The organism is Tamlana flava, from assembly GCF_041287255.1.
GTDB classification, from domain to species: Bacteria; Bacteroidota; Bacteroidia; order Flavobacteriales; family Flavobacteriaceae; genus Tamlana; species Tamlana flava.
Genome location: NZ_JBGGTX010000001.1, coordinates 274,323 through 298,004 on the forward strand (window position 1 = coordinate 274,323; position 23,682 = coordinate 298,004).

Below are 23,682 nucleotides of genomic sequence, written 5' to 3' on the forward strand. Positions count from 1 at the left end.
CAAAGTTAACAGAAATAAAATGATATTTTTTTCTGGCAATTATTACTTTTGCAGCATGTCCAGAAAATTAGCCAAGAAACAAATCTTTGAACATATTAAGGTAATGGATGCGGGTGCAAAAGGGAAAACCATCGCTAAAGCACCAGATGGAAAAGTTATCTTTTTGTCCAATGCTGTGCCAGGTGATGTAGTTGATGTTCAAACGTTTAAAAAACGAAAAGCTTACTACGAGGGAAAAGCAATTCATTTTCACACATATTCGGAAAAACGCACGGCCCCTGTTTGCGAGCATTTTGGAACATGCGGTGGATGCAAATGGCAGGATATGGCTTACGAACACCAATTGTTTTACAAACAAAAGGAAGTTACCAATAATCTAACCCGAATCGGCCATATCGAACTACCTGAAGTCACACCCATTTTAGGTTCAAAAAAACAATACTTCTACAGAAACAAAATGGAATTTTCGTTCAGTGACAGCCGGTGGTTAACACTTGACGAAATTCAATCTGACAAAGATTTAGGAGATAAAAATGCGCTTGGTTTTCATATTCCCGGTATGTGGGACAAAATTCTGGACATAAAAAAATGCCATTTACAGGAAGACCCATCAAATGCCATAAGAAACGCGGTTAAGCATTTCTCAATTGATAATAATTTGGAATTTTTCAATACCCGAAACCAAACGGGTTTTTTGCGCACTATGATGATTCGCACGGCAAGCACAGACGATGTTATGGTGCTCATTCAGTTTTTTAAGGAAGACAAGGCAAAACGTGAATTGCTTCTAAATTTTGTTGCTGAAACCTTTCCAAAAATAACCTCATTACTTTATGTTATCAACGGAAAAGCTAATGACACGATTTACGATCAGGAAATCATTTGTTATAAAGGTTCTGACCATATTTTTGAAGAGATGGAAGGCCTTAAGTTTAAAATCAATGCCAAATCTTTTTATCAAACAAATTCAGATCAAGCTTTTGAACTTTATAAAATTACACGTGATTTTGCAGGTTTAACAGGGGATGAACTCGTCTACGATTTATATACCGGAACAGGAACCATTGCTCAATTTGTTGCCAAAAAGGCAAAGAAGGTAGTTGGTGTTGAAGCCGTGCCTGATGCTATTATTGCCGCCAAGGAAAATGCACAATTAAACAACATAAATAACGTTGAATTCTTTGTGGGCGACATGAAGCATGTTTTTAATGATGATTTCATCAAAAAACACGGGCAACCCGATGTTATCATTACCGACCCACCACGTGATGGTATGCACAAAGATGTTGTGCAACAAATATTGAACATTTCACCAAAGCGTGTGGTTTACGTAAGCTGCAACAGTGCCACACAGGCAAGGGATTTAGCTTTAATGGACACGATGTATAAGGTTGTAAAAACACAGGCCGTTGACATGTTTCCACAAACTTTTCATGTTGAAAATGTAGTACTTTTAGAAAGACGATAAATGAAATATTTTAAAATACTTATCATTCCAATACTATTGATTGTTGGATTGTCCGTTGGCTGCGAACGCGATGATATTTGTCCGGAAAGCACACCAACAACCCCTCGATTGATTATCGATTTTTTAGATAGTGTAAACCCCGATAACAAAAAAAATGTATTTGATATTGTTGTTGCAGGTGTTGGGAATGAATTTATTCTCGAAGGCTATAATTTTGTTAGTGCCTCAACCCTAATGTTACCCTTAAAAACGGATGACAACACCACGCAATACGTTATTTTTAAAGAAGCGGAAGTAAATGAGAACGGCACGCCTGACGACAATACGGATGATTTTGTTGATGGCAATTCAGATGTCATAACTATAAACTATAGCAGAGAACAAGTTTTTGTTTCTCGTGCCTGCGGTTACAAAACCATTTTCAAAAATGTAACGCTCACCATTGAACCCGATAGTGATAATTGGATGCTATCCAGACAACCTTTAACCGATAACCAATCTGTAGAAGATGAAACAACAACGCACTTTACTATTACACATTAAAAGTTTTTTAGTGCTTTTTTTGTTTTGTGCATCGGTTAATGCTCAAAATGACACTATTGCAGAAATTTCAGTTGATACTACAAGGGTAAAACTAAAGTATGGGTTAAGATTGGGTGGCGACATTGGAAAACTTATTAGAACCACACTTGATGATGACTATAGTGGTTTTGAAATCCAAGGAGATTATCGCATAAAAAAAGACCTCTACATTGCCGGTGAAATTGGTTTTGAAGAAAAAAGCACCATTAACGATTATCTAGATATTACCAGCAAAGGCAGTTATATTAAAGCCGGTGTTGATTACAACATGTATGAAAACTGGCTTGATATGGACAACATGATTTACGCAGGCTTTAGAATTGGCGCCAGTACATTCAGCCACGATTTAAACAGTTTTACGGTTTACAACACCAACCAATATTGGGAACAATTTACGTCAACCGAAAACGAATCTTTTAGTGGTTTAACGGCCATTTGGGCTGAAATCATGTTGGGCATTAAAGTAGAGCTGTTCAATAATCTCTATATGTGCCTTAATGCACAACTGAAAGTATCAGCCAGTGAAACCGAACCTAATAATTTTCAGAATGTTTATATTCCGGGATTTGGAAAAACCTATGATAGCACAGGTATCGGGGTTGGATATAGCTACTTTTTATCCTACAGGATTCCGCTTTATAAAAAGTACAAACAATCAGCTGAGGCTAAAAACTGATGATTTAAGAAATTTCTATTCGAAATCCTTAATGGTCATTTTTACGAGGTTGAGGATTTTTTCAAACTGCTCTTCCAAAGTCATATTTGAGTTGTCTATAACAATGGCGTCTTCAGCCTTTACAAGTGGAGAATCTTCTCTATTAGAGTCAATATAATCACGTTCCTTAACGTTTTTAAGTACATCTTCAAATACTACTTTATCGCCTCGGCCTATCAGTTCGTCATAGCGTCTTTTTGCTCTGGTTTCTGGTGATGCAGTCATGAATAACTTAAGTTCTGCATTTGGAAAAACCACCGTACCAATATCTCGGCCATCCATGACAATACCTTTATCTTCCCCGAGTTTTTGTTGTTGCTCAACAAGTTTTTGGCGAACCTCAGATATAGCTGCCACTTTACTGACGAAACCGGAAACTTCCAAAGTCCTGATTTGATTTTCAACATTAACCCCGTTCAAATATACTTCGGCAAAACCCAAATCTTCCCTGAATTTAAAACTAATATGGACCTGTGGCAGTTGGTAAATAAGTGCCTCAACATTAAAATCATCATTATTAATCAATCCATGCTTCATAGCATAAAGTGTGACCGCTCGATACATGGAACCAGTATCAACATAAACATAGCCCAGATATTTGGCCAATTGTTTGGCCACGGTGCTTTTTCCTGTTGATGAAAATCCGTCTATGGCAATAGTGATTTTATTCATAGTCAAGGTTAGAAATGCCAAAAGTACTCAAAATACTTAAAGAAGTTCTTCTATTGCAAATCTATTTGAAGCCCTAGGAAGTTTGAATTGGCTGCGCTGGTATATTTGGCATGGGTAAAACTAAAGCGCATTTTATTCATTTTTACAGAAATACCAGCAGAAAGCCCTGAAAAGTTACGCTGGTCCAATATTCTTAAATCTTCACCTCTCCGAAAGTTATAGCCCAATCGGATGTTAAAACCTCCTTCTGGAAATACTTCGGCACCTATAATGGCGTGCCGTATAACCTGCCCAATAAACCCTATTTTTTCGTTGGTCTGGTTTCCTGACAAATCGCTTGTGGTTCGTGCTGGGTTTGGTCTTGAAATTGGCCATTCTTGCAAATTGTCTAAAGTAACATGCCAACGAATAGGCACGTTTTCCAACCTTTGCGACATGCCAAAAGCAACCTCAAAAGGCAAAGATTCGTTTAAACCAGCATATGTTGTTATTTGAGAACCCAAATTTCTGATAACCAACGCTGCATTAAAATCTAGATATTCATCAATGAAAATCAATCCCAAATCTACTGCTGCCCCTAGGGAGCTATACTGCTCTAACTTTGAGGTAATCAACTTTAAGTTTCCTCCAAAATAAAAATCAGAATATCCTATTTGGGTAGCATAACCCATTGAAAGCGCCGTTTCACTACCAGAAAAGGTTCCTGTGGAATTTCCATTTTCGTCATACCCGTCAAAAGAACCATAATTCACATAGGTAACTCCGCCGTGGAACGTTTGCGTGTGCCTATCAACGGTATAGGCGTATGCGGCTGTACCATAACTAATACCCCCTAAATAACTGGTATAATTTAGTGCCAATTGGTTATCCATTTCCACATTAATTGTCGCCGGATTGAACAGGCCTTGGGTTACGTCGTAATCAACATTAGTCAACACCTTGCCCCCTAAAGCAGCCTGACGTGGAGAGGACACCAAGTTTAAAAACTGATAGGTATGCTCACCTCCAACTTGTGCCAAGGCCATAGTAGGTAAAGCGAAACAGAAAAATGGGATAAGTTTTTTTAGCATATTTACGACGCAAAGTAACTAAATCTATCTTAAAACGATAGCATGTATCTTTTATTTTAAATCACAAAAAAACCTCGAAAGTTTTCGAGGTTCTTTGTAATAAACGCTATATTTTTTTTGGATTTTTCACTTTTTGATGGGTCAGGGCTATATTGATGACCTCGCTCATATCTGTAACATAATGAAAGGTCAGTCCATTTAAGTATTCTGGTTTTATCTCCTCAATATCGCGCCTGTTTTCCTCGCACAACAATATTTCTTTTATTCTTGCCCTTTTAGCTGCCAATATTTTTTCTTTGATTCCACCAACAGGAAGCACTTTTCCACGCAGAGTAATCTCACCTGTCATGGCCAAGCTTTTCTTTACTTTTCTTTGGGTGAACAGCGATACCAAAGAGGTGAGCATAGTAACCCCAGCACTTGGTCCGTCTTTTGGCGTTGCGCCCTCGGGGACGTGAATATGCACATTATATTTATCAAATGCATCCGAATCAATACCAAATTCTTCAGCATTTGATTTTATGTATTCCATGGCAATTGTAGCCGATTCCTTCATAACCTTTCCCAAGTTACCTGTAACGGTTAATACTCCTTTTCCTTTTGAAATAATCGATTCAATAAAAAGAATATCTCCACCTACCCTTGTCCAAGCCAAACCTGTTACTACACCGGCTACATTATTATTTTCGTATTTATCACGCTCTAATTTTGGTCCACCCAAAACTTCAATAATGTCTTCATCGGTCACCTTGATATTGTATTTCTCTTCCATAGCAATATTTTTGGCCGCATGGCGAACCATTTTTGCTATCTGCTTTTCCAAACCACGTACACCAGATTCACGGGTATAACCCTCAACAATTTTTTCTAATTGAGGTTTTCCAATCTTTAAATCTTTTGCAGACAAACCATGCTCTTTAAGCTGTTTGGGTAACAAATGGCGTTTGGCAATCTCAACCTTTTCTTCAATGGTATAACCGGTAACATTGATGATTTCCATTCTATCAAGCAATGCCGGTTGAATGGTAGATAAACTATTGGAAGTGGCAATAAACATAACCTTTGAAAGGTCGTAACCCATTTCCAAGAAATTATCATAAAAATCGCTGTTCTGCTCAGGATCTAAAACTTCCAACATGGCAGATGATGGATCACCTTGGTGTGAATTGGAAAGTTTATCTATTTCATCCAAGACAAAAACCGGATTGGACGTACCAGCCTTCTTTAAACTCTGGATAATTCGACCTGGCATAGCGCCTATATAAGTTTTTCTGTGCCCACGAATTTCTGCTTCATCGCGTAAACCACCCAATGATATTCGTACATACTCGCGTCCCAAAGCTTCGGCTATTGATTTGCCTAAAGAAGTTTTACCAACTCCGGGAGGGCCATAAAGACATAAGATGGGCGATTTCATATCGTTACGTAGCTTTAAAACTGCTAAATATTCAATGATTCTTCTTTTAACGTCCTCAAGTCCAAAATGGTCCCTATTTAAAATCTTCATGGCACGTTTTAAGTCGAATTTATCTTCGCTATATTCGTTCCATGGTAAATCCAGAAACAGCTCCAAATAATTGCGCTGAATGGAGTATTCTGCCACCTGAGGGTTCATCCGCTGCATTTTGGCCAATTCCTTATCAAAATGTTTGGCCACCTTTTCATCCCAAAGCTTTTCTTCGGCCTTCGCTCTCATTTCCTCAAGCTCTTCATCATGACTTACACCACCCAACTCCTCTTGAATGGTTTTCATTTGCTGATGAAGGAAATATTCACGTTGCTGTTGGCTCATATCCATTTGAACTTTAGACTGTATGTCATTCTTAAGTTCAAGTTTCTGAAACTCAACATTCATATATTTCAAGGTAGCTAACGCACGCTTTTTAAGATCGTTTATCTCTAAAAGCTCTTGTTTTTCGGCCACTGAAAGATTCATGTTTGACGATACGAAATTCACCAAAAATGAGTTGCTCTCAATATTTTTTATGGCAAATGACGCTTCACTAGGAATGTTCGGGCTTTCCTTAATGATATCTAAGGCCAAATCCTTAATGGAATCGATAATGGCCATAAACTCTTTGTTTTTAACGGCAGGTTTAGCCTCAGGAAGGTCTCTTATCGTCGCATTCATATAAGGTTCCTCTGTAATGACCTCGGCAACCTTAAACCTTCGTTTGCCTTGAATAATAACGGTTACGTTACCATCTGGCATTTTAAGAACACGTAAAATCCTAGCAACAGTTCCTGTTTCATGAATGTCTTTGGCCGTCGGTCTTTCTACAGTTTCATCTTTTTGGGCAACAACACCTATTACCTTCCCGCCTTTGTTGGCATCATTAATAAGTCTAATGGATTGGTCTCTACCTGCTGTGATAGGAATAACTACGCCTGGAAACAATACCGTATTGCGCAACGACAAAATAGGCAAGGTTTCAGGGAGCTCTTCATTATTTATGGCCTCCTCATCCTCAGGTGTCATTAATGGAATCAATTCTGCATTTTCATCAAAATCTTGCAATGACAAACTGTCAAGATTCATGATATTCGCTTTCTTCATATATTATATTAAGCCAATCTGTCATTAAAACCAGATTGTTCTATTATTTAATTAAATCAAATTTTTGTTAAAATACTGAAATACAAGTGTTTAAAGATAACATAATTCTTTCAGTCACTATATAAACTCAATAGCTATGCCATAGATGGAAAAACTTAAAATTTTGAATGCAGATTTACATTTTCCCCATTTTCTTCAAAACAAACAATAAGACAATAGGAATGGCCAATAACACCACCATAAGTAAATTGTACTTGAACAACCATGGTGAAAGGACCAAGGTAATTAAATAACCTCCTATGGCTCCACCAAAATGGGCATCGTGGCCTATATTGCCAACCCTATTTTTCATGCCATAAATGGAATATAGCAAATACCCTATACCGAAAATATAGGCGGGGATGGGAATCGGGATAAAAAACAGATACAAACTCATATCTGGCCTTAAAAGTATGGCGGCATAAACAACCCCAGAAACTGCACCGCTTGCCCCAACAGCACTGTAATGGTATTCATTTTTATGGAAATAGAGTGACAATAAATTACCTAACAACAAACTGCCAAAGTATATGAATATGAATTCCGCAGTATTTAGCAATGCAATTACCACATTGGCAAAAAAATACAACGTAAGCATATTGAACAATAAATGTTGGGTATCGGCATGGAGAAAACCTGAACTAAAAATCCTTATTTTTTCACCACGTTTAACTCCACCCACGTTAAATTTGTATTTTTCAAAAAAGGAATAGTCGTTAAAACCTTTGTACGATATAATCACATTGGCAGCGATTAAAACGACCGTTATTAAATCTAATTTGCCCATAAGGAGTAAACGTTTAAATTTGAATTAACATATATTTGCAAATCTAAAATTTATTCATGCAATTTCTAGCTTATATTCTGGTTTATCCTTTTTTGTGGATAATTTCCATATTGCCTTTTAGATTGCTTTATTTCTTATCAGACGGCTTATATATTCTTCTTTACTACGTTATTGGATACCGAAAAAAAGTAGTTTCAGATAACTTAAAATTGGTGTTTCCAGATAAATCTGAAGTAGAATTAAAACGAATTAAAAAGAAGTTTTACAAGCATTTATGCGATATGTTTTTGGAAATGGCCAAAACATTATCCATTACCAAAGCTGAAATGCAAAAACGCTTCAAAATTAAGAACCCAGAAGAATTGCGACGTTTGGAATCATTGAACAAAAGCATTATTTTAATGTATGGGCATTATGCCAGTTGGGAATGGTCGGTTGAAATCCAAAACCATATTAATTTTGAAGGATTTGGGGTTTACAAAAAACTGGCTAACAAATACTTTGATAAATTGGCAAGAGACATTCGCTCTAAATTTAAAACGACACTGATAAGCACCAAAGAAACCATTGCAACCATAAACCAAAACGAGGCCAAAGGCATAAAAAGTATTGTGGCTTTTATTAGCGACCAGTCTCCAAGATTGAGCAAAGACGTATATTGGGGTGAATTTATGGGGGTAAAAGTACCCTCCTTCACTGGCGCAGAACGTTTGGCAAAAAAATTAGATTTGACCATTGCCTACTTAAAAGTAAACAAAGTAAAACGTGGATATTACGAAGCTGAATTTATGACCCTTACCGAAGAACCAAAAAAATATAAGGATTATAAAGTGACCGATATGTTTTTGCGCGAGGTTGAAAAACAGATTTATGAAGCCCCAGAATATTATTTCTGGACCCACAAACGCTGGAAACATCAAGCTAAGGGATAAATACCTTCAAAATTAGAGACTAGCGCGATTCTTTTACGCGCTCTTTTTAGCATGCTTTGTCAGTAGCTCCCTAAGCTTTACCACTTCAATGGGCTTGGCAAGAAAATCATCGATTCCTACCAGTTTTGCATTATTGATGTCTTCTTCAAAGGCACTGGCCGAAACAGCAATAATAGGTGTTTTGTTCATGGCATATTTAGCGGTTTCCTTAATGAATTTTGTAGCTTGGTAACCATCCATGTCCGGCATATAAATATCCATAAAAATAATATCGAAATCCAATATTTTATACAGTTCAACTGCTTCCAATCCATTTTTGGCAAACGTGCAATCCGCCCCTTGGCGCTCGAGTAAAAACTTAATAACCTTTTGGTTAGTTCGGTTATCTTCAGCCACTAAAACACTTAGTTTGTCCATTAAAACAGGCTTAAGGAATTCTTCCTCTACTTTCAAATTCAAGGTCTTTTTAAGCTGCAAGCTGAAGTGAAAAGTTGACCCTTCATTTTCTTTACTCTCCAATTTCAACTGGCCTCCCATAAGTTTTACCAATTTATTTGAAATAGTCAAGCCTATACCACGCCCCCTATAATCTTTAAATGTTAGCTGGCTATCTGCATCATCGGGATTACCCATAATTTGTTTTACCTCATGCGGTCGCATACCAATGCCCGTATCCTTAATATAGAAAGTGACGATTTGATCATCCTTAATACCCACGGACTGATCTACTATAATTGAAACCTTTCCGGAATGTGTAAATTTGATGGCATTGTTAATTAAGTTGATAACTACCTGCTGAATACGGGCAGAATCTCCCATGAGCAAAAACTTATCTTTTTCTTGTGGTAAAAACTTAAATTCAAAATCCAAACCTTTTTCCCAAGTTTGGTACTCAAAAACCTTAAACAACTTCATTAAATCGGACCTCAAATCGATGGTCTTTAGGTTCAAAGACACTTCACCCGTTTCAACTTCCGAATTATCGGTCACCATATTAACCAATTGCAACAAATGTTTTGAAGAGTATTCGGCAATCTCAACTTGTGCTCTTTGGTCTGTAGTCAAATCGGTTTGTTTCAGCATGTTTAGCATGCCTAGAATGGTACTTAAAGGTGTTCGCACCTCGTAACTCATATTGGCCAAATAAACAGATTTTTCATTGGCCAAATCATCAGCGGCATGCAATTCTGCTTTTAATTCATCTATTCTGAGCCTAAGATTAGTAATTATAACCTCATTTTTTAAGATGGTCTTCAAAAAATATTGCAAGCCAAATACCTGAAGAATAGCAATGATGAACAAAAGTAAGGCTGCGCTTTCAGTATAAATTTTCCCTTCGATGACACAAAACCCAACAATAAGAATAGCGGCAATAGAAATAAAAATGAAAAGGGATAGTTTCCTCTTCACTTTGATAGATTCTAAAAATTTTGGAAGAAAATTCACGATATGGTGCTTTTAACAAACTTATCCATAATTATTACAAATTACAAAACTATTGTTTACAAATACCAATGCAAAATATTTTAAATTTCATTATTTTTACTTGTGAAAGCCTTTGTATTGCTTAGATAAACATATGGTGATAAAAATTTAAATTAACGAGAAACAAATGCATTAAAAAATTAAGAATGAGGATAGAATATGATATAAAATTAGGATTCAAGGATGTGATGATAAGACCTAAACGTTCAACGTTAAAAAGTAGGTCTGAAGTGAATTTAGAGCGCGAATTTAAATTTTTACATAGCCCAGTTGTTTGGCGAGGAATACCCATTATGGCAGCGAATATGGATACTGTTGGGACATTTATGATGGCGCAAGCTCTTTCTGAAAAAAATCTTTTTACTGCAATTCATAAACATTACTCCATGGCAGATTGGAGCGTTTTTCTGTCAAACTTACCTCAAGGTGCCGAAAATAATATCGCCGTTAGTACGGGAACAAGCCTTACCGATTCAAAAAAGCTTGCAAAAGTTTTTGAAATAAACCCAAACCTAAAATTCATTTGTATTGATGTAGCCAATGGCTATTCTGAACATTTTGCCCATTTTGTAAAACAAACAAGAGAGCTATATCCTGAAAAAGTCATTATTGCAGGGAATGTAGTTACCGGTGAAATGGTTGAAGAATTATTACTTTCTGGGGCTGATATTGTAAAAGTTGGCATTGGTCCAGGTTCGGTTTGTACTACACGGGTAAAAACGGGCGTTGGTTACCCACAGCTTTCAGCAATCATAGAATGCGCTGATGCAGCGCACGGTTTGGGCGGACAAATTATTAGCGATGGTGGATGTACTAGCCCTGGAGATATTGCAAAGGCATTTGGCGCAGGGGCAGATTTTGTTATGTTGGGTGGCATGCTGGCCGGTCATGACGAAAGTGGTGGCGAAATGATTGAAAAAAATGGCAAACCCTTCAGAAAGTTTTATGGCATGAGCTCGTCAACTGCAATGGAAAAACACGTTGGTGGCGTTGCTGATTACAGAGCCAGTGAGGGTAAAACCGTTGAAGTAGCCTATAAAGGTCCGGTTGAAGGCACCTTACAAGATATTTTGGGAGGTTTGCGCAGTACATGTACTTATGTGGGGGCATCGCGACTCAAAGAGCTCACCAAACGAACCACTTTTATACGTGTGAATGAGCAAGAAAATAGGGTTTACGATTCATAGAAACATCCCCTTAAAATTTGTCTTAAGTCGCATTAATGATTTTAAAATAATTAAAGCTTAAATTCATTATATTATCATTTTAGATTGTAAAAATTTAAAATCTAATTAATAATTTAACGAAATACACATTAAAATATACAAAGCTGTAATTTTAGTGTATTTTTATATTTGCGTATCTGGCTAGACCAGCAAAAAATCAATTTCTTTATGGCTTTAAAAATTGTAATCTCTCATAAAACCTTATATAAATACGATCGTTTAGTTTCACTTTCTCCCCATATTTTCAGACTACGCCCGGCACCGCATAGCAGGACGCCCATTGAGGCCTATTCCATTAAAATAAAGCCAGAAAACCATTTTTTTAACTGGCAACAAGATCCTTTTGGAAACTATTTGGCCCGATTGACCTTTCCTGAAAAAACTAAGGAGCTATCTATAGATGTTGAAATTATTGCTGATTTAAAAACCATAAATCCGTTTGATTTTTTTGTTGAAAAATATGCCGAGGATTACCCTTTTAATTACTTGGAAACCACTAAAAAGGAACTGCTTCCCTATTTGGAGATCACGGATAATGGCCCACTTTTACAAGAATTCCTTAAAACCGTTGATTTATCGCCACGAAAAACCATCTATTTTTTGATTGATATCAATCGGAAGATTTATGAGTTCCTCAATTACAATATCCGGATGGACCCAGGTGTGCAAACCTGCGAAGAAACCCTTGGGCAAAAAAATGGATCATGCCGAGATTATGCCTGGCTATTTGTTCAAGTGATGCGTCATTTAGGTTTTGGTGCCCGTTTTGTTTCTGGATATTTGGTACAATTGAGCAGTGATGAAAAATCATTGGACGGCCCGTCTGGCCCTGAAGAAGATTTTACCGATTTACATGCTTGGACCGAAGTTTACATTCCCGGTGCCGGGTGGATAGGATTTGATGCTACCTCTGGTTTATTGGCTGGTGAAGGGCATATTCCTTTAGCCTGTACGCCATCATTTGAAAGTGCTTCGCCCGTTTCAGGAATGACAGATGTTTGCGAAACCGAATTCTTTTTTGAAAATTCCGTAAAACGAATTTTCGAATCGCCAAGGGTTACAAAACCTTATACTGAAGACCAATGGAATGCCATTTATAATTTAGGTTTTAAAGTTGAGGAGGAATTGGAAAAAGGCGATGTACGTTTGACTATGGGTGGCGAACCAACGTTTGTTTCCATAGATGATATGGAATCACCTCAATGGAATACAGATGCCGACGGACCTCATAAACGTGAGTTGGCCAAAAACCTGTCGGCCAGACTATATGACGAATTTGGAAAAGGTGGCGTTTTGCACCAAGCTCAAGGAAAATGGTATCCCGGCGAACCACTTCCCAGATGGTCGATAGAAATTTGTTGGCGAAAAGATGGCAAACCTATTTGGAACACGAAGAATCTGCTATCCTTATTTTCAGATAACCCGAAATTGCCAAAAGATGCGGATAAAAAATTCTTAAAAACGCTGACCAAATACCTTGGCATTTCCGGTAAAAACATAAAACCCACTTACGAAGATAGTTTTTATTTCCTTTGGCAAGAAGGACAAATGCCGGTGGATATTGACCCCACCAAAGAAAACGGCAATTTGTTGGTAAAAGACAAATTAATGGACATCCTAAAGGAAGGCAGCTCAAAACCTGTGGGCTATGTTCTGCCTTTAAATAATTCAGAAGGTGTTTGGTACACGAGCGATTGGAAATTTCGAAGAAAACACATTTTTCTGGTTCCTGGAAATTCACCGATTGGTTTAAGGTTACCGTTAAATTCACTCATCCAAAAACCAAAACAAAAAGAGTTCCCAAGGTTTGAACCCGACCAATTTTCAGAACTGGATGCATTACCCGTTTATTCAAAAACGGTTGAAAAGCGTTTTGAAAAAACTCAAACCAAAGGCATTGAAAAGCCCAAGTTTGAATATTTTGTAAGAACAGCTTTGTGTGCCGAAGTTCGGGAAGGCAAACTCTATTTATTTTTACCTCCTTTGGATACTGCTGAGTTTTATTTAGACCTTGTGGCATCGATTGAAGCAACTTCAAAAGAGCTTAATATTCCCGTAATTTTTGAGGGTTACGACCCACCGCACGATAACCGAATGGAATCGATGAAAATAACGCCAGATCCTGGAGTTATTGAGGTGAATGTGCAACCCGCAAAAAACTGGAAAGAACTCACATATAACACGCTTACCCTTTACCATCATGCCAAACAATCTCGTTTGGGTACTGAAAAATTCATGCTAGATGGTAAGCACACTGGCACTGGCGGAGGAAACCATGTGACCCTCGGCGGCGTATCTCCAGCAGACAGCCCATTGCTTCGTAAACCTAGTTTGCTCAGAAGTTTGCTGACCTTTTGGCAACATCACCCGGGACTATCTTATTTGTTTTCTGGGGCTTTCATTGGCGCTACCAGTCAAGCACCCAGAATTGATGAAGCCCGTATGGAAAACCTGTACGAGCTGGAAATTGCCTTTAGCAAAATTCCAAAAAATGGCGAAGTTCCGTTTTGGTTGACCGATAGATTGTTCCGTCATTTACTCACCGACTTAACAGGAAATACACACCGCGCCGAATTCTGTATCGACAAGCTTTATTCACCGGATTCTTCTTCTGGTAGATTAGGTATTTTGGAGCTTCGTGCGTTTGATATGCCGCCACATCCTCAAATGAGTTTGATGCAAAACTTATTGGTAAGAACCTTAGTGGCTTGGTTCTGGAAAGAACCCTACGAACACGATTTGGTACGTTGGGGCACTCAGTTGCACGATAAATTCCTTATAGAACACTTCGTTAGGGAAGACATAAAAGACATCGTTAAAAAGCTCAATAAAGCTGGATATGCATTTAAGGAAGATTGGTTTGACCCATTTTTTGAGTTCAGATTCCCGCTTCACGGCATGACTACAATCAACAACGTTCATTTTGAATTACGTGCCGCCATAGAGCCTTGGAATGTGCTTGGAGAGGAAATGTCTGGAGGCGGAACAGCCCGATATGTCGATTCATCGGTAGAACGCGTCCAGATAAAGGTTTCCAACTTCATTAGTGAAAGATATGTTGTAACTTGCAACGGTGTAAAAGTACCGCTTACAAGTACCGGGGTAAAAGGCGAATACGTAGCCGGAATTAAATACAAGGCTTGGAATCCATACTCGGCATTACATCCCACAATCGGTATTGATGCACCTTTAGTTTTTGATATTGTTGATATGTGGAACAAGCATTCGGTTGGTGGCTGCACCTATTTTGTGGGCCATCCTGGAGGACGTGCCTACGAAACCTACCCTGTTAATAGTCTTGAAGCAGAATCAAGGCGGATTAACCGTTTTTGGGATTTAGGCCATACGCAAGGCGATATTGTTCCAGATAAAGGTGGCACTATTACCAAAGAAGAATATAAAAACATGAGAAAACAATATAGTTCCAAAAAGTTTAAATATAAAGAGCTACCTGTAAATGCTGAGTTTCCGGTAACCTTAGATTTACGAAAAAAGTAATACCGAATGCCCACAGATTCAAATATCCTATTTCAAAACTATTTTACCGATTTCAGGAATTACGATGAAGTATTGAAATCCAATATGTCCATAAATCCGAATTGGGGAAAATTGTTGGATAATCTGTCCCAAATGGGCACCAAAAACCTTGTGGCCAAACAAAAGGAAATCAATTGGCTCATGGATGAAAATGGGGTAACGTATAATGTTTACAACGACCCTAACGGTATGCGTCGCTCGTGGGGATTGAACATTGTCCCTTTTTTGGTCCATCAAAACGAATGGAAAATCATTGAAAACGGCATTGCCCAACGTGCAGAACTTTTAAACCTTATTTTAAAGGATATTTACGGCGAGCGCCTGCTCATTAAAAATGGCATTATTCCGCAAGAAGTTATTTTTGCCCATCGTGGCTTCTTAAGGCAGTGCGACCAAATTCAGTATAAAACCTTAAAAAATCTGCTCATCTATTCATGCGATTTGGCTCGAGGTCCGGACGGTCGTATGTGGGTAGTGAGTGATAGAACCCAAGCACCTTCAGGCATGGGCTATGCGCTTGAAAACAGATATGCGCTGAGCAGGGTATTGCCCAATATTTTTCAGAATATCAACGTAAAGCAACCCTCCGCGTTCTTTTATGAGCTTAACCAAATGCTCATAGAAGCGGCGCCTCAAAACAGGGACAATCCGAGTATTGTTATTTTAACACCAGGCCCACACAACGAAACCTATTTTGAACATGCCTATATGGCCTCATTTTTAGGATATCCGTTGGTAACGGGTAACGATTTAGTGGTTAGAAATGGTAAGCTCTGGATGAAAACCATTAAAGAGCTGAAACAGGTTGATGTGGTTTTACGCCGTGTAGACGATATTTTTATGGATCCGTTGGAACTTCGTGAAGATTCCTATTTGGGCGTTGCCGGTTTGTTGGATGTGGTTCGGGAACAACGTGTGGCCATTGTGAACCCCATAGGTAGTGGCATTTTGGAAAACTCGGGATTGATTCCTTTCATGAACACCATTTGCAACTATTTTTTCGGTCAGGATCTTATTTTGCCGCAAATAGCTTCGTGGTGGTGCGGACAGCAAATTGAATGCAATTACGTGTTGGAACATTTAAGGGATTTAGTTGTAAAACGTATTGACCGCTCCAACCGTGAAAATATATTCTTCTGTGAATTTTTGGATGATACGGCCTTAGAAGATTTACGCAAGGAAATTCTTTTAGCGCCGTACAAATTTGTGGCCCAAGAAAAAATCATGTTTTCTACCGCTCCCGATTTTAGAAATGAAACCTTAGAGCCCCGAAAAGTGATTTGCAGAACCTTTGCCATTGCTAAAAGAAACAGTTATAAGGTGATGCCCGGCGGATTGGTTCGTGTGGCCCCTGAGCGGGAAACCCTATTTGTTTCCAATCAACGTGGCGGTATTAGTAAGGATTTTTGGGTCATTTCGGATGAGGAGCAATCAAGTATTCAAAATTATGCCTGGAACAGCTCCTGTCGAATTTCAATTGCCGACATTAACGATTTACCAAGCAACACCGCCGAAAACCTCTATTGGTCTGGCCGGTATTTAGGTCGTGCTTTGGTAACCGCACGCTATCTGCGTATGGTGCTCAACAAAATGAACCAAGAGCAGTACCACAGTAAAAAATTAAATTCCGAGAGTTTAAAATTACTCTACAAGTCCATCACCAACATCACCTCTACCTTCCCTGGTTTTGTTGGTAAAGGCGGACAAGAAGCCATGAAAAACCCATTGGGCGAAATCATTTCTTTAATGACCGACGAGCAACGTTGGGGCAGTTTGGCACAAACCATGTTCAGTTTTGGCAATTCCTATTACTCGTTGCGCAGTTTATGGTCTAAAGACATGTGGCGCGTTTTTGATGGCATCAACAAACAATGGAGCCGATTTAAAGAAAATGAAGATCGTTCCATTATCGAACTCACCAAAGTTTTGGACCGCATCATCACCCGATTGATTGCCTTTATGGGGCTTATTGAGGAAAGCATCCTGGTAAACCAAGGATTGTTGCTATACTTTATTGGTTTGCAGGCAGAACAAGCCATGATGAGCATTGCCAAATGCCGTTCCCTACTTATTTTTGAACATGAAGAACACTTGCAATATGAAATTTTGGAATCCTTACTGGCCAGCCACGAAAGTTTAAACATTTACCGCTACAGCTACCGCTCGTATTTGAGTTTAGAAAACGTTATCAACTTAATTTTACTGGATAAGGAATACGCCAAATCCTTGACCTATCAAATTGGGCGCATCAAAAAAGATATTTCCAGATTACCGGAATCTAAAGGGGCTTCGTCCTATCAAAAATGTCAGGATAAAATAAACGAGGCCTACCAACTGATTCAAAATTTACAGGTTTCATCGCTTTTACAAACGGATAGCACAGGTTCGGAACGTAAAAATCTGGAAGAGGCCTTGTCTAAAATCAGTGATTTGCTGCACGACACTTCCATGGCTATTTCCGATACCTATTTCAACCATTCGTACCAACAAAAACAATTGGTGAACCAAAATTTCCCGTTTTCGTAAATGATTTATCAAATTTCGCACGAAACCAGTTATAAGTATGAGCATGGGGTCACCTTTTGCCACAACATAGCAACGATTAAACCCAAAGACATGCCCGGGCAAAAAGTGTTGGACTATAAATTGAAAATCAGCCCCAAGCCCACTGAAATTTCAGAAAAATTAGATTTTTTTGGCAATACCATTACACGGTTTTCCATACAGCAACAACACAGCAAACTAAAGGTTAAAGCAACAAGCAAAGTATTGCGGGATTATACCATGGAACCCAATATTTACGATTCGCTTGACGGGCAAAATATTACCCTGCACCAAGCGCACTATGCCTTAAATGGGTTTCATCCAGAATTGGTGAATGCCAAGCAGTTTATTCTGGAATCCATCTTAGTGGCAAAAATTACGCCCGAAATTAGGGCCTATGCCGAAGTATCGTTTACGCCCAACCGCCCTATTTTTGAGGCCGCTTACGAACTCATGCAACGCATTTACACCGATTTTGAGTTTAACACCGCAGTTACCAATGTGGCCACGCCCATTCATGAGGTGATGAAAGAGAAAAAAGGCGTTTGCCAAGATTTTGCCCAAATAGCCATTGCCTGTGTGCGCTCTGTGGGTTTGCCGGCACGCTATGTAAGTGGTTATATTGAAACGCTGCCGCCACCGGGCAAGGAAAAACTTATTGGTACCGATGCCTCGCATGCGTGGTTTTCGTTGTATATACCTGGTTTTGGGTGGGTGGATTTTGACCCCACCAACAACCAAATACCCAAAAACCAGCATATTATTGTCTCCTATGGACGTGATTACTACGATGTGCCCCCACTAAAAGGTGTGATTTACAGCACTGGTAAAAACAAAATGAAAGTAGCTGTAGATATTAGGCCTGCGGTTTAATATTTTTCTTTTGAATTATTGTTCTTGACTTTGTGAAAAACTTCAAGTACATTAGTATGTTTACATTCGTAGAATTATACTATTTCAAAACTAAAAACTTATGTGCGCAAAAGACAAATCAAAAAAGTCCAGTTTACACCCAATGAATGCGCAAGATTTCTCAGAGATAGAAGATTGGTCTGGATATTATAATGCGGTTATCGGAAAAGGAGCTAGAGATACTTTAATTACGGCCCTAAATTCATTTGAGCAGGAGGGCTTTCATAATGGTTTTGCAGTCGATTTAGCTGCCGGGGAAGGACGAGATTCGCTTGAACTACTCAACAGAAACTGGCATGTATTGGCAACTGATAATCACCCAGAGGCATTCCCGCATTTATGGGCAAGGGTGCCAGAAAAATTGAAACCTCATTTAACAACAACAGAGGTGAACTTCTGCGATATGAAGTTTCCTGACAGCGATATGGTAAATGCTAGTTTTGCTTTACCGTTTTGTGAGCCAGAAGACTTCAAAGAACTTTGGAATAAAATTGTAACATCAATCCGCCCAGGAGGACGATTTGCAGGACAGTTCTTTGGAAACAGAGATTCTTGGGCTTCACTTCCAAATAGGTCTCATCATTCTCGTGAAGAAGTTTTAAAATTACTAGAAGGTTTTTCAATAGAAATGATGAGGGAAGAAGAACGTGAGGACCCCCCGGAACTCAGAAAGCCAAAGCATTGGCAAATATTTCATGTAGTTGCCAAGAAACATTAATAAGTAAAGAAATGTGAAGAAGCCTGGATAACCTATTCATCCACAGAAAATCTTCCAAAATTCCATTAGAAACCTTAAATTTTTCGGCCCACAGACCCTGTCTCACTCGGCACCAACTCATAAACAAAATCGGGGTTGATGTTTTCCTCTTTTCGGTGGGAAACATATAAAATAGCGGTGTTGCTTTCGGCTGCAATTTTATTAATAAGGTCGGCAAAGAGTTCGGCGTCGACATCGTCCAAACCGTTGGTGGGTTCATCCAAAATTAGTAAAGGCGGATGCTTTACCATGGCACGGGCAATCAATACCAAACGTTTATGTCCGGCGCTGAGTGATAAAAAATCTTTGTCTTTTTTATCGAACAAACCCAATAGCTTTAACCAATCATGGGCAATAAATATTTGCCGTTCGGTGGGGTATTTGTACAGCCCAATAGAATCAAAAAAACCCGAAAGTATCATTTTCTCGATAGAGTCCAAACGTCTAAACCCGCGCAACATTTCAGCAGTGTAATGTCCAATATTATTTTTTATTTCCCAAACGGTTTCGCCACTACCCTTTTTTCTACCAAACAGCACAATATCTTGGTTGTAGGCTTTGGGGTTATCACCAGAAATTAAGGTGAGCAAAGTACTTTTACCCGAGCCATTTGGCCCAAGCAATTGCCAAAACTCGCCTGCCTTTATTTCCCAAAAAATATCCTTTACAATAGAACGTTCGCCATAGGCAACAGAAACATTGGTCAACTTCACCAACGGATTAAAGGTTTTCGTGGAAATGTGTTCCGGACTGGGCAAGTCGTTAACAAATCTGGAGCGCGGTTGGGAACGGGTAACGTCCACCACTTTTTTTGGAATCCCATTTTGCAAGGTGTACTTTAACTTTATAAACGAAAGCATATCTCGCTTTCTATTGGCTATTTGGATGATGGCAGTAGTAGCACTTAATTCCTCCAAAGTTTTGACAATACTTTCTTGTGTGGCTACATCCAAACTGTCAAAAACATTATCAACCACCATATAATCCGGGTTTTGGTTGATGAGGTGTCGTAACAAGGCTTTTTTGCGCTCGCCTTCCGAGGAATTTTTAAGACTGTTTTTGGTATCGGTCACGACGCTAAAATCGTCGTGCCGAATTTCCTCTAAAATGAATTGATTTAGGGTTATTTCAGAAAAAAGTGTCGATTTTAAACCTTTTAATTCTGGAATAAGTTCCCCTGAAAGCACCTGTTCAATAAGCAAGGGCTTATTGTCTTGATTAGAAATATAAAAGGCTACATGTGCTTTTTGCGGCATTTTGACGGTTTAACTGTCATGCTGAACTTGTTTCAGCATCCCATCACGTTGGGAAGTTAGCTTTACTTTATGAGACCCTGAAGCAAGTTCAGGGGGACGAGCAATATGATTATTGCTCTACAAATTTTTAATGTGGTAGGTTACCAAGCCTTCAATGGGTCTGCGTACAAAATTACCCGTAGTAAAGCCCATTTCTTTGGCAACGGCTTTAATTTCGTCCTGTGCAAAAAATGCAATGGAACCAGCAAAATGCACCGGTACAGTTTTAAGCTCTTCTTTATATTGCAAAATCATGTTTTTGGCAAATATGCGAATGCCCTTTTTTATGAGTTCTACAATGTATTCCGAATCTTTATTTAAAAACATGAATTCGGCAAAATTGGCCAAATACGCATTGGGATTAGGCTGTTTGTAAATATTGTATTTGATGTAATCGGCCTCGAGATTGTATTTACTTTCAAAGGCCAACTTTATATTTACGGGCATGTGGTTGAAATAATACTCACGAATCAATTCCTTACCGTAATAATTTCCCGCTGCATCATCCATCAAGATATAGCCTAAGGACTGTACTCGTTGGTGCAGTTTTTTACCATCGTAATAACTGCAATTGGAGCCCGTACCCAAAATGCAAACCACAGCAGCTTCGGTATCGTGGTTTATGGCTCCATAAACAGCAGCCATGGTATCTTCATCCACATTAATCATGGCATTGGGGAATACCTCTACCAATGCATTGCGCACAATGTCCTTACCACGGTCTGTACCACAACCGGCCCCGTAGAAAAACACGTGGGTAACGGTCTTTCTATTGGCTTTTAAATGCTCATTTTTCTTAATTAGTTTCTTGAGCTTTTCTTCGGACAGAATCTCAGGATTTAGCCCTTTTGTCCGTTGTTTTTCCAAAAGCTGTTTTCCGTTACTATCTACAGCAATCCAATCGCTTTTTGTAGAACCACTATCAACAATTAAAATCATGAGTTTATGGGATAAAAAAACTCCACAGAACCTAATTATATAATATAAACGGGGCTGTGGAGTTATTAATATTAATTAAATTTTCTCAAATTATATTTTACTGATGTGTTGCGCCAAGTCAACCAATTTAGTAGAATAACCAAACTCGTTATCGTACCATGATACTAATTTAAGGAAATTATCATTTAATGCAATACTAGCTTCGGCATCAAAAACACTAGTTAGTGATTCTGAAACGAAATCTTGAGATACTACAGCTTCTTCAGTGTATCCTAGAACACCTTTAAGAGGACCCTCTGAAGCAGCTTTTAAAGCAGCTTTAACATCATCCCAAGATGCAGCTTTTTCAGTTCTAACGGTTAAATCAACCACAGAAACATCAGGAGTTGGAACCCTAAATGCCATACCTGTTAATTTTCCGTTTAATTCTGGAATTACTTTACCAACGGCTTTTGCAGCACCGGTTGAAGAAGGAATGATGTTTGCCAAAGCACTACGTCCGCCTCTCCAGTCTTTTCTTGAAGGACCATCAACAGTCATTTGAGTTGCAGTTGTTGCGTGAACGGTTGTCATTAAACCTTCAACGATTCCGAAGTTATCATTAATAACTTTGGCCAAAGGTGCTAAACAGTTCGTAGTACAAGATGCATTAGAAACGATTGTATCTGCAGCAGTTACTTTATCGTGGTTTACACCCATTACAAACATTGGTGCATCAGCAGAAGGCGCAGAAATAGCTACCTTTTTAGCGCCAGCTTTAATGTGCCCTTGAGCTTTGTCTAAAGTTGTGAAGATACCTGTACAATCTAAAACAACCTCTGCTCCAACAGCATCCCACTTTAAATCTTCCGGGTTACGCTCTGCAGTAATTCTAATTTCGTTTCCGTTCACCACTAAGTTTCCGCTAGCACTGATATCAACTGTTCCGTTGAATCTTCCGTGTACTGAATCATATTTTAACAAATAAGCTAAATGATCTACATCCAACAAATCGTTGATTCCCACTATTTCAATATCAGGTCTTGAAGCTGCTACTCTAAAAGCGATTCTACCTATTCGTCCAAATCCGTTAATTCCAATTTTTAATTTTGACATAATTATGTTTGTTAATGTTAAGTGCTCATTATATCTGAAACACGCAATAATTCTAAGTTTATTTTAGTTTTTCCTTTAATTGCTTTTTCCAATGGTGTAAGCTCCATTTTATTACACAATAGCCCAACCATATAGTTAGTTTGGCCGTTAAGCATAGACTCTACAGCTTTTACCCCCATTCTACTGGCAAGTACCCTATCAAAACAAGATGGTGCCCCCCCGCGTTGCATGTGGCCTAGCACAGATACACGCACGTCGTAACCTTCCATGTTTTCATCAACATACTCCTTGAGTTGGAAAATGTTTTTACCAATTTTATCACCTTCAGCTACGATGACTATACTTGAAGTTTTTCCAGATTTTCTACTTTTGTTAAGAGATTCTACCAATCTATCCAATCCTAAATCTTCTTCTGGAATCAATATTTCCTCAGCACCACCAGCAATTCCGGTATTAAGGGCAATGTGTCCAACATCGCGCCCCATAACCTCTATAAAAAACAATCTGTTATGCGAACTTGCTGTGTCACGGATTTTATCGATGGCATCAACCACGGTATTTAGCGCCGTATCAAACCCTAAAGTGTGCGATGTTCCAAAAATATCGTTGTCAATCGTTCCAGGAATGCCCATTACGGGGAAATCAAACTCACCGTTAAATATTAGGGCTCCTGTAAACGAACCGTCCCCACCAATAACCACCAAGCCATCAACTTCAGCTTCAATTAATTTTTGGTATGCTTTTTTTCGTCCTTCTATAGTTCTAAACTCATTGGAACGTGCCGACTTTAAAATAGTTCCTCCTTTATTGATAATGCCCCTAACACTACGGGCATCCATTTTCTCAAAATCACCTTCTATTAAGCCTTGATATCCACGATAAACACCAACGCATTCTACACCATGATAGGCACACGTTCTAACTACCGATCGTATTGCTGCATTCATTCCTGGAGAATCACCACCAGAAGTTAGTACAGCTATTCTTTTTATTGTTTTAGGCATTCGTTTATTTTAATTTTTTGCAGCGTAAAATTAATAAACATATGGCATATATCTATGGTATTTATT

General features: G+C 38.7%; 18 protein-coding genes. 9 read left to right on the plus strand and 9 right to left on the minus strand.

The genetic code is table 11. The features are described from left to right. The first annotated feature begins 55 nt into the window (after window positions 1–55). The 3 genes from rlmD to ACB104_RS01045 are packed head-to-tail and all read left to right on the plus strand — an operon-like array spanning window position 56 to window position 2,726. Entirely contained in the window at window positions 56–1,468 is a 1,413-nt protein-coding gene (rlmD, locus tag ACB104_RS01035) for a 23S rRNA (uracil(1939)-C(5))-methyltransferase RlmD (protein ID WP_370476417.1), read from the plus strand. Then, entirely contained in the window at window positions 1,469–2,011 is a 543-nt protein-coding gene (locus ACB104_RS01040; RefSeq protein WP_370476418.1) for a DUF6452 family protein, read from the plus strand. Beyond that, window positions 1,977–2,726 carry a DUF6048 family protein gene (locus ACB104_RS01045; RefSeq protein ID WP_370476419.1) on the plus strand — a complete coding sequence of 250 codons (750 nt, stop codon included), beginning with the start codon at window positions 1,977–1,979 and terminating at the stop codon, window positions 2,724–2,726. The genes ACB104_RS01040 and ACB104_RS01045 overlap by 35 nt, the downstream gene beginning before the upstream one ends. Before the next feature lie 15 nt (window positions 2,727–2,741). Here the strand turns inward: ACB104_RS01045 and cmk are convergent, their stop codons facing one another. From cmk to ACB104_RS01065, 4 genes are all read right to left on the minus strand, one after another. Further along, window positions 2,742–3,437, minus strand: coding sequence for a (d)CMP kinase (gene cmk / locus ACB104_RS01050; RefSeq protein WP_370476420.1), 696 nt, complete (start codon window positions 3,435–3,437; stop codon window positions 2,742–2,744). A gap of 50 nt (window positions 3,438–3,487) precedes the next feature. After that, window positions 3,488–4,507 carry a type IX secretion system protein PorQ gene (porQ, locus tag ACB104_RS01055; RefSeq protein ID WP_370476421.1) on the minus strand — a complete coding sequence of 340 codons (1,020 nt, stop codon included), beginning with the start codon at window positions 4,505–4,507 and terminating at the stop codon, window positions 3,488–3,490. A gap of 106 nt (window positions 4,508–4,613) precedes the next feature. Continuing rightward, window positions 4,614–7,064, minus strand: coding sequence for an endopeptidase La (gene lon, locus ACB104_RS01060; RefSeq protein ID WP_370476422.1), 2,451 nt, complete (start codon window positions 7,062–7,064; stop codon window positions 4,614–4,616). 175 nt (window positions 7,065–7,239) lie between these two features. After that, window positions 7,240–7,890, minus strand: coding sequence for a rhomboid family intramembrane serine protease (locus ACB104_RS01065; RefSeq protein ID WP_370476423.1), 651 nt, complete (start codon window positions 7,888–7,890; stop codon window positions 7,240–7,242). Window positions 7,891–7,946: 56 nt separating this feature from the next. Here ACB104_RS01065 and ACB104_RS01070 point away from each other — a divergent pair, with 56 nt between their 5' ends. Continuing rightward, a complete protein-coding gene (locus tag ACB104_RS01070; RefSeq protein WP_370476424.1) occupies window positions 7,947–8,822 on the plus strand; it encodes a lysophospholipid acyltransferase family protein in 876 nt (291 codons plus the stop codon). A 33-nt stretch (window positions 8,823–8,855) separates the two neighbouring features. On the opposite strand, the gene ACB104_RS01075 is transcribed toward ACB104_RS01070, so the two are convergent. Beyond that, window positions 8,856–10,232: an ATP-binding protein gene (locus ACB104_RS01075; protein ID WP_370476425.1), complete on the minus strand. Its 1,377-nt coding sequence runs from the start codon at window positions 10,230–10,232 to the stop codon at window positions 8,856–8,858. Between the two features lie 221 nt (window positions 10,233–10,453). Here ACB104_RS01075 and ACB104_RS01080 point away from each other — a divergent pair, with 221 nt between their 5' ends. From ACB104_RS01080 to ACB104_RS01100, 5 genes are all read left to right on the plus strand, one after another. Further along, window positions 10,454–11,494, plus strand: a complete 1,041-nt coding sequence (locus tag ACB104_RS01080) for a GMP reductase (RefSeq protein ID WP_370476426.1) — start codon at window positions 10,454–10,456, stop codon at window positions 11,492–11,494. A 207-nt stretch (window positions 11,495–11,701) separates the two neighbouring features. After that, the gene (locus tag ACB104_RS01085; RefSeq protein ID WP_370476427.1) at window positions 11,702–15,031 is read left to right on the plus strand and encodes a transglutaminase family protein; all 3,330 of its coding nucleotides are present in this window, start codon (window positions 11,702–11,704) and stop codon (window positions 15,029–15,031) included. A 6-nt stretch (window positions 15,032–15,037) separates the two neighbouring features. Continuing rightward, window positions 15,038–17,596 (plus strand): circularly permuted type 2 ATP-grasp protein, encoded by a 2,559-nt coding sequence (locus ACB104_RS01090; RefSeq protein WP_370476428.1) that lies wholly within the window; start codon window positions 15,038–15,040, stop codon window positions 17,594–17,596. Further along, window positions 17,597–18,487 carry a transglutaminase family protein gene (locus ACB104_RS01095; RefSeq protein ID WP_370476429.1) on the plus strand — a complete coding sequence of 297 codons (891 nt, stop codon included), beginning with the start codon at window positions 17,597–17,599 and terminating at the stop codon, window positions 18,485–18,487. Between the two features lie 100 nt (window positions 18,488–18,587). Continuing rightward, window positions 18,588–19,244 carry a class I SAM-dependent methyltransferase gene (locus ACB104_RS01100; RefSeq protein WP_370476430.1) on the plus strand — a complete coding sequence of 219 codons (657 nt, stop codon included), beginning with the start codon at window positions 18,588–18,590 and terminating at the stop codon, window positions 19,242–19,244. Window positions 19,245–19,318: 74 nt separating this feature from the next. Here the strand turns inward: ACB104_RS01100 and ACB104_RS01105 are convergent, their stop codons facing one another. The 4 genes from ACB104_RS01105 to pfkA form a co-directional block, all read right to left on the minus strand. Beyond that, the gene (locus ACB104_RS01105; RefSeq protein WP_370476431.1) at window positions 19,319–20,539 is read right to left on the minus strand and encodes an ATP-binding cassette domain-containing protein; all 1,221 of its coding nucleotides are present in this window, start codon (window positions 20,537–20,539) and stop codon (window positions 19,319–19,321) included. Between the two features lie 117 nt (window positions 20,540–20,656). Then, window positions 20,657–21,517 (minus strand): BadF/BadG/BcrA/BcrD ATPase family protein, encoded by an 861-nt coding sequence (locus ACB104_RS01110; protein ID WP_370476432.1) that lies wholly within the window; start codon window positions 21,515–21,517, stop codon window positions 20,657–20,659. A 90-nt stretch (window positions 21,518–21,607) separates the two neighbouring features. Further along, window positions 21,608–22,612 (minus strand): type I glyceraldehyde-3-phosphate dehydrogenase, encoded by a 1,005-nt coding sequence (gap, locus tag ACB104_RS01115; RefSeq protein ID WP_370476433.1) that lies wholly within the window; start codon window positions 22,610–22,612, stop codon window positions 21,608–21,610. A gap of 17 nt (window positions 22,613–22,629) precedes the next feature. Beyond that, window positions 22,630–23,616 carry a 6-phosphofructokinase gene (gene pfkA / locus ACB104_RS01120; protein ID WP_370476434.1) on the minus strand — a complete coding sequence of 329 codons (987 nt, stop codon included), beginning with the start codon at window positions 23,614–23,616 and terminating at the stop codon, window positions 22,630–22,632. Window positions 23,617–23,682: the final 66 nt, after the last annotated feature.

What these genes read in the sequence shown, in the direction of transcription:
- rlmD (WP_370476417.1), top strand. Translation starts at nt 56, where the DNA reads ATGTCCAGAAAATTAGCCAAGAAACAAATCTTTGAACATATTAAGGTA.
- ACB104_RS01040 (WP_370476418.1), top strand. Translation starts at nt 1,469, where the DNA reads ATGAAATATTTTAAAATACTTATCATTCCAATACTATTGATTGTTGGA.
- ACB104_RS01045 (WP_370476419.1), top strand. Translation starts at nt 1,977, where the DNA reads ATGAAACAACAACGCACTTTACTATTACACATTAAAAGTTTTTTAGTG.
- cmk (WP_370476420.1), bottom strand. Translation starts at nt 3,437, where the DNA reads ATGAATAAAATCACTATTGCCATAGACGGATTTTCATCAACAGGAAAA.
- porQ (WP_370476421.1), bottom strand. Translation starts at nt 4,507, where the DNA reads ATGCTAAAAAAACTTATCCCATTTTTCTGTTTCGCTTTACCTACTATG.
- lon (WP_370476422.1), bottom strand. Translation starts at nt 7,064, where the DNA reads ATGAAGAAAGCGAATATCATGAATCTTGACAGTTTGTCATTGCAAGAT.
- ACB104_RS01065 (WP_370476423.1), bottom strand. Translation starts at nt 7,890, where the DNA reads ATGGGCAAATTAGATTTAATAACGGTCGTTTTAATCGCTGCCAATGTG.
- ACB104_RS01070 (WP_370476424.1), top strand. Translation starts at nt 7,947, where the DNA reads ATGCAATTTCTAGCTTATATTCTGGTTTATCCTTTTTTGTGGATAATT.
- ACB104_RS01080 (WP_370476426.1), top strand. Translation starts at nt 10,454, where the DNA reads ATGAGGATAGAATATGATATAAAATTAGGATTCAAGGATGTGATGATA.
- ACB104_RS01085 (WP_370476427.1), top strand. Translation starts at nt 11,702, where the DNA reads ATGGCTTTAAAAATTGTAATCTCTCATAAAACCTTATATAAATACGAT.
- ACB104_RS01090 (WP_370476428.1), top strand. Translation starts at nt 15,038, where the DNA reads ATGCCCACAGATTCAAATATCCTATTTCAAAACTATTTTACCGATTTC.
- ACB104_RS01095 (WP_370476429.1), top strand. Translation starts at nt 17,597, where the DNA reads ATGATTTATCAAATTTCGCACGAAACCAGTTATAAGTATGAGCATGGG.
- ACB104_RS01100 (WP_370476430.1), top strand. Translation starts at nt 18,588, where the DNA reads ATGTGCGCAAAAGACAAATCAAAAAAGTCCAGTTTACACCCAATGAAT.
- ACB104_RS01105 (WP_370476431.1), bottom strand. Translation starts at nt 20,539, where the DNA reads ATGCCGCAAAAAGCACATGTAGCCTTTTATATTTCTAATCAAGACAAT.
- ACB104_RS01110 (WP_370476432.1), bottom strand. Translation starts at nt 21,517, where the DNA reads ATGATTTTAATTGTTGATAGTGGTTCTACAAAAAGCGATTGGATTGCT.
- gap (WP_370476433.1), bottom strand. Translation starts at nt 22,612, where the DNA reads ATGTCAAAATTAAAAATTGGAATTAACGGATTTGGACGAATAGGTAGA.
- pfkA (WP_370476434.1), bottom strand. Translation starts at nt 23,616, where the DNA reads ATGCCTAAAACAATAAAAAGAATAGCTGTACTAACTTCTGGTGGTGAT.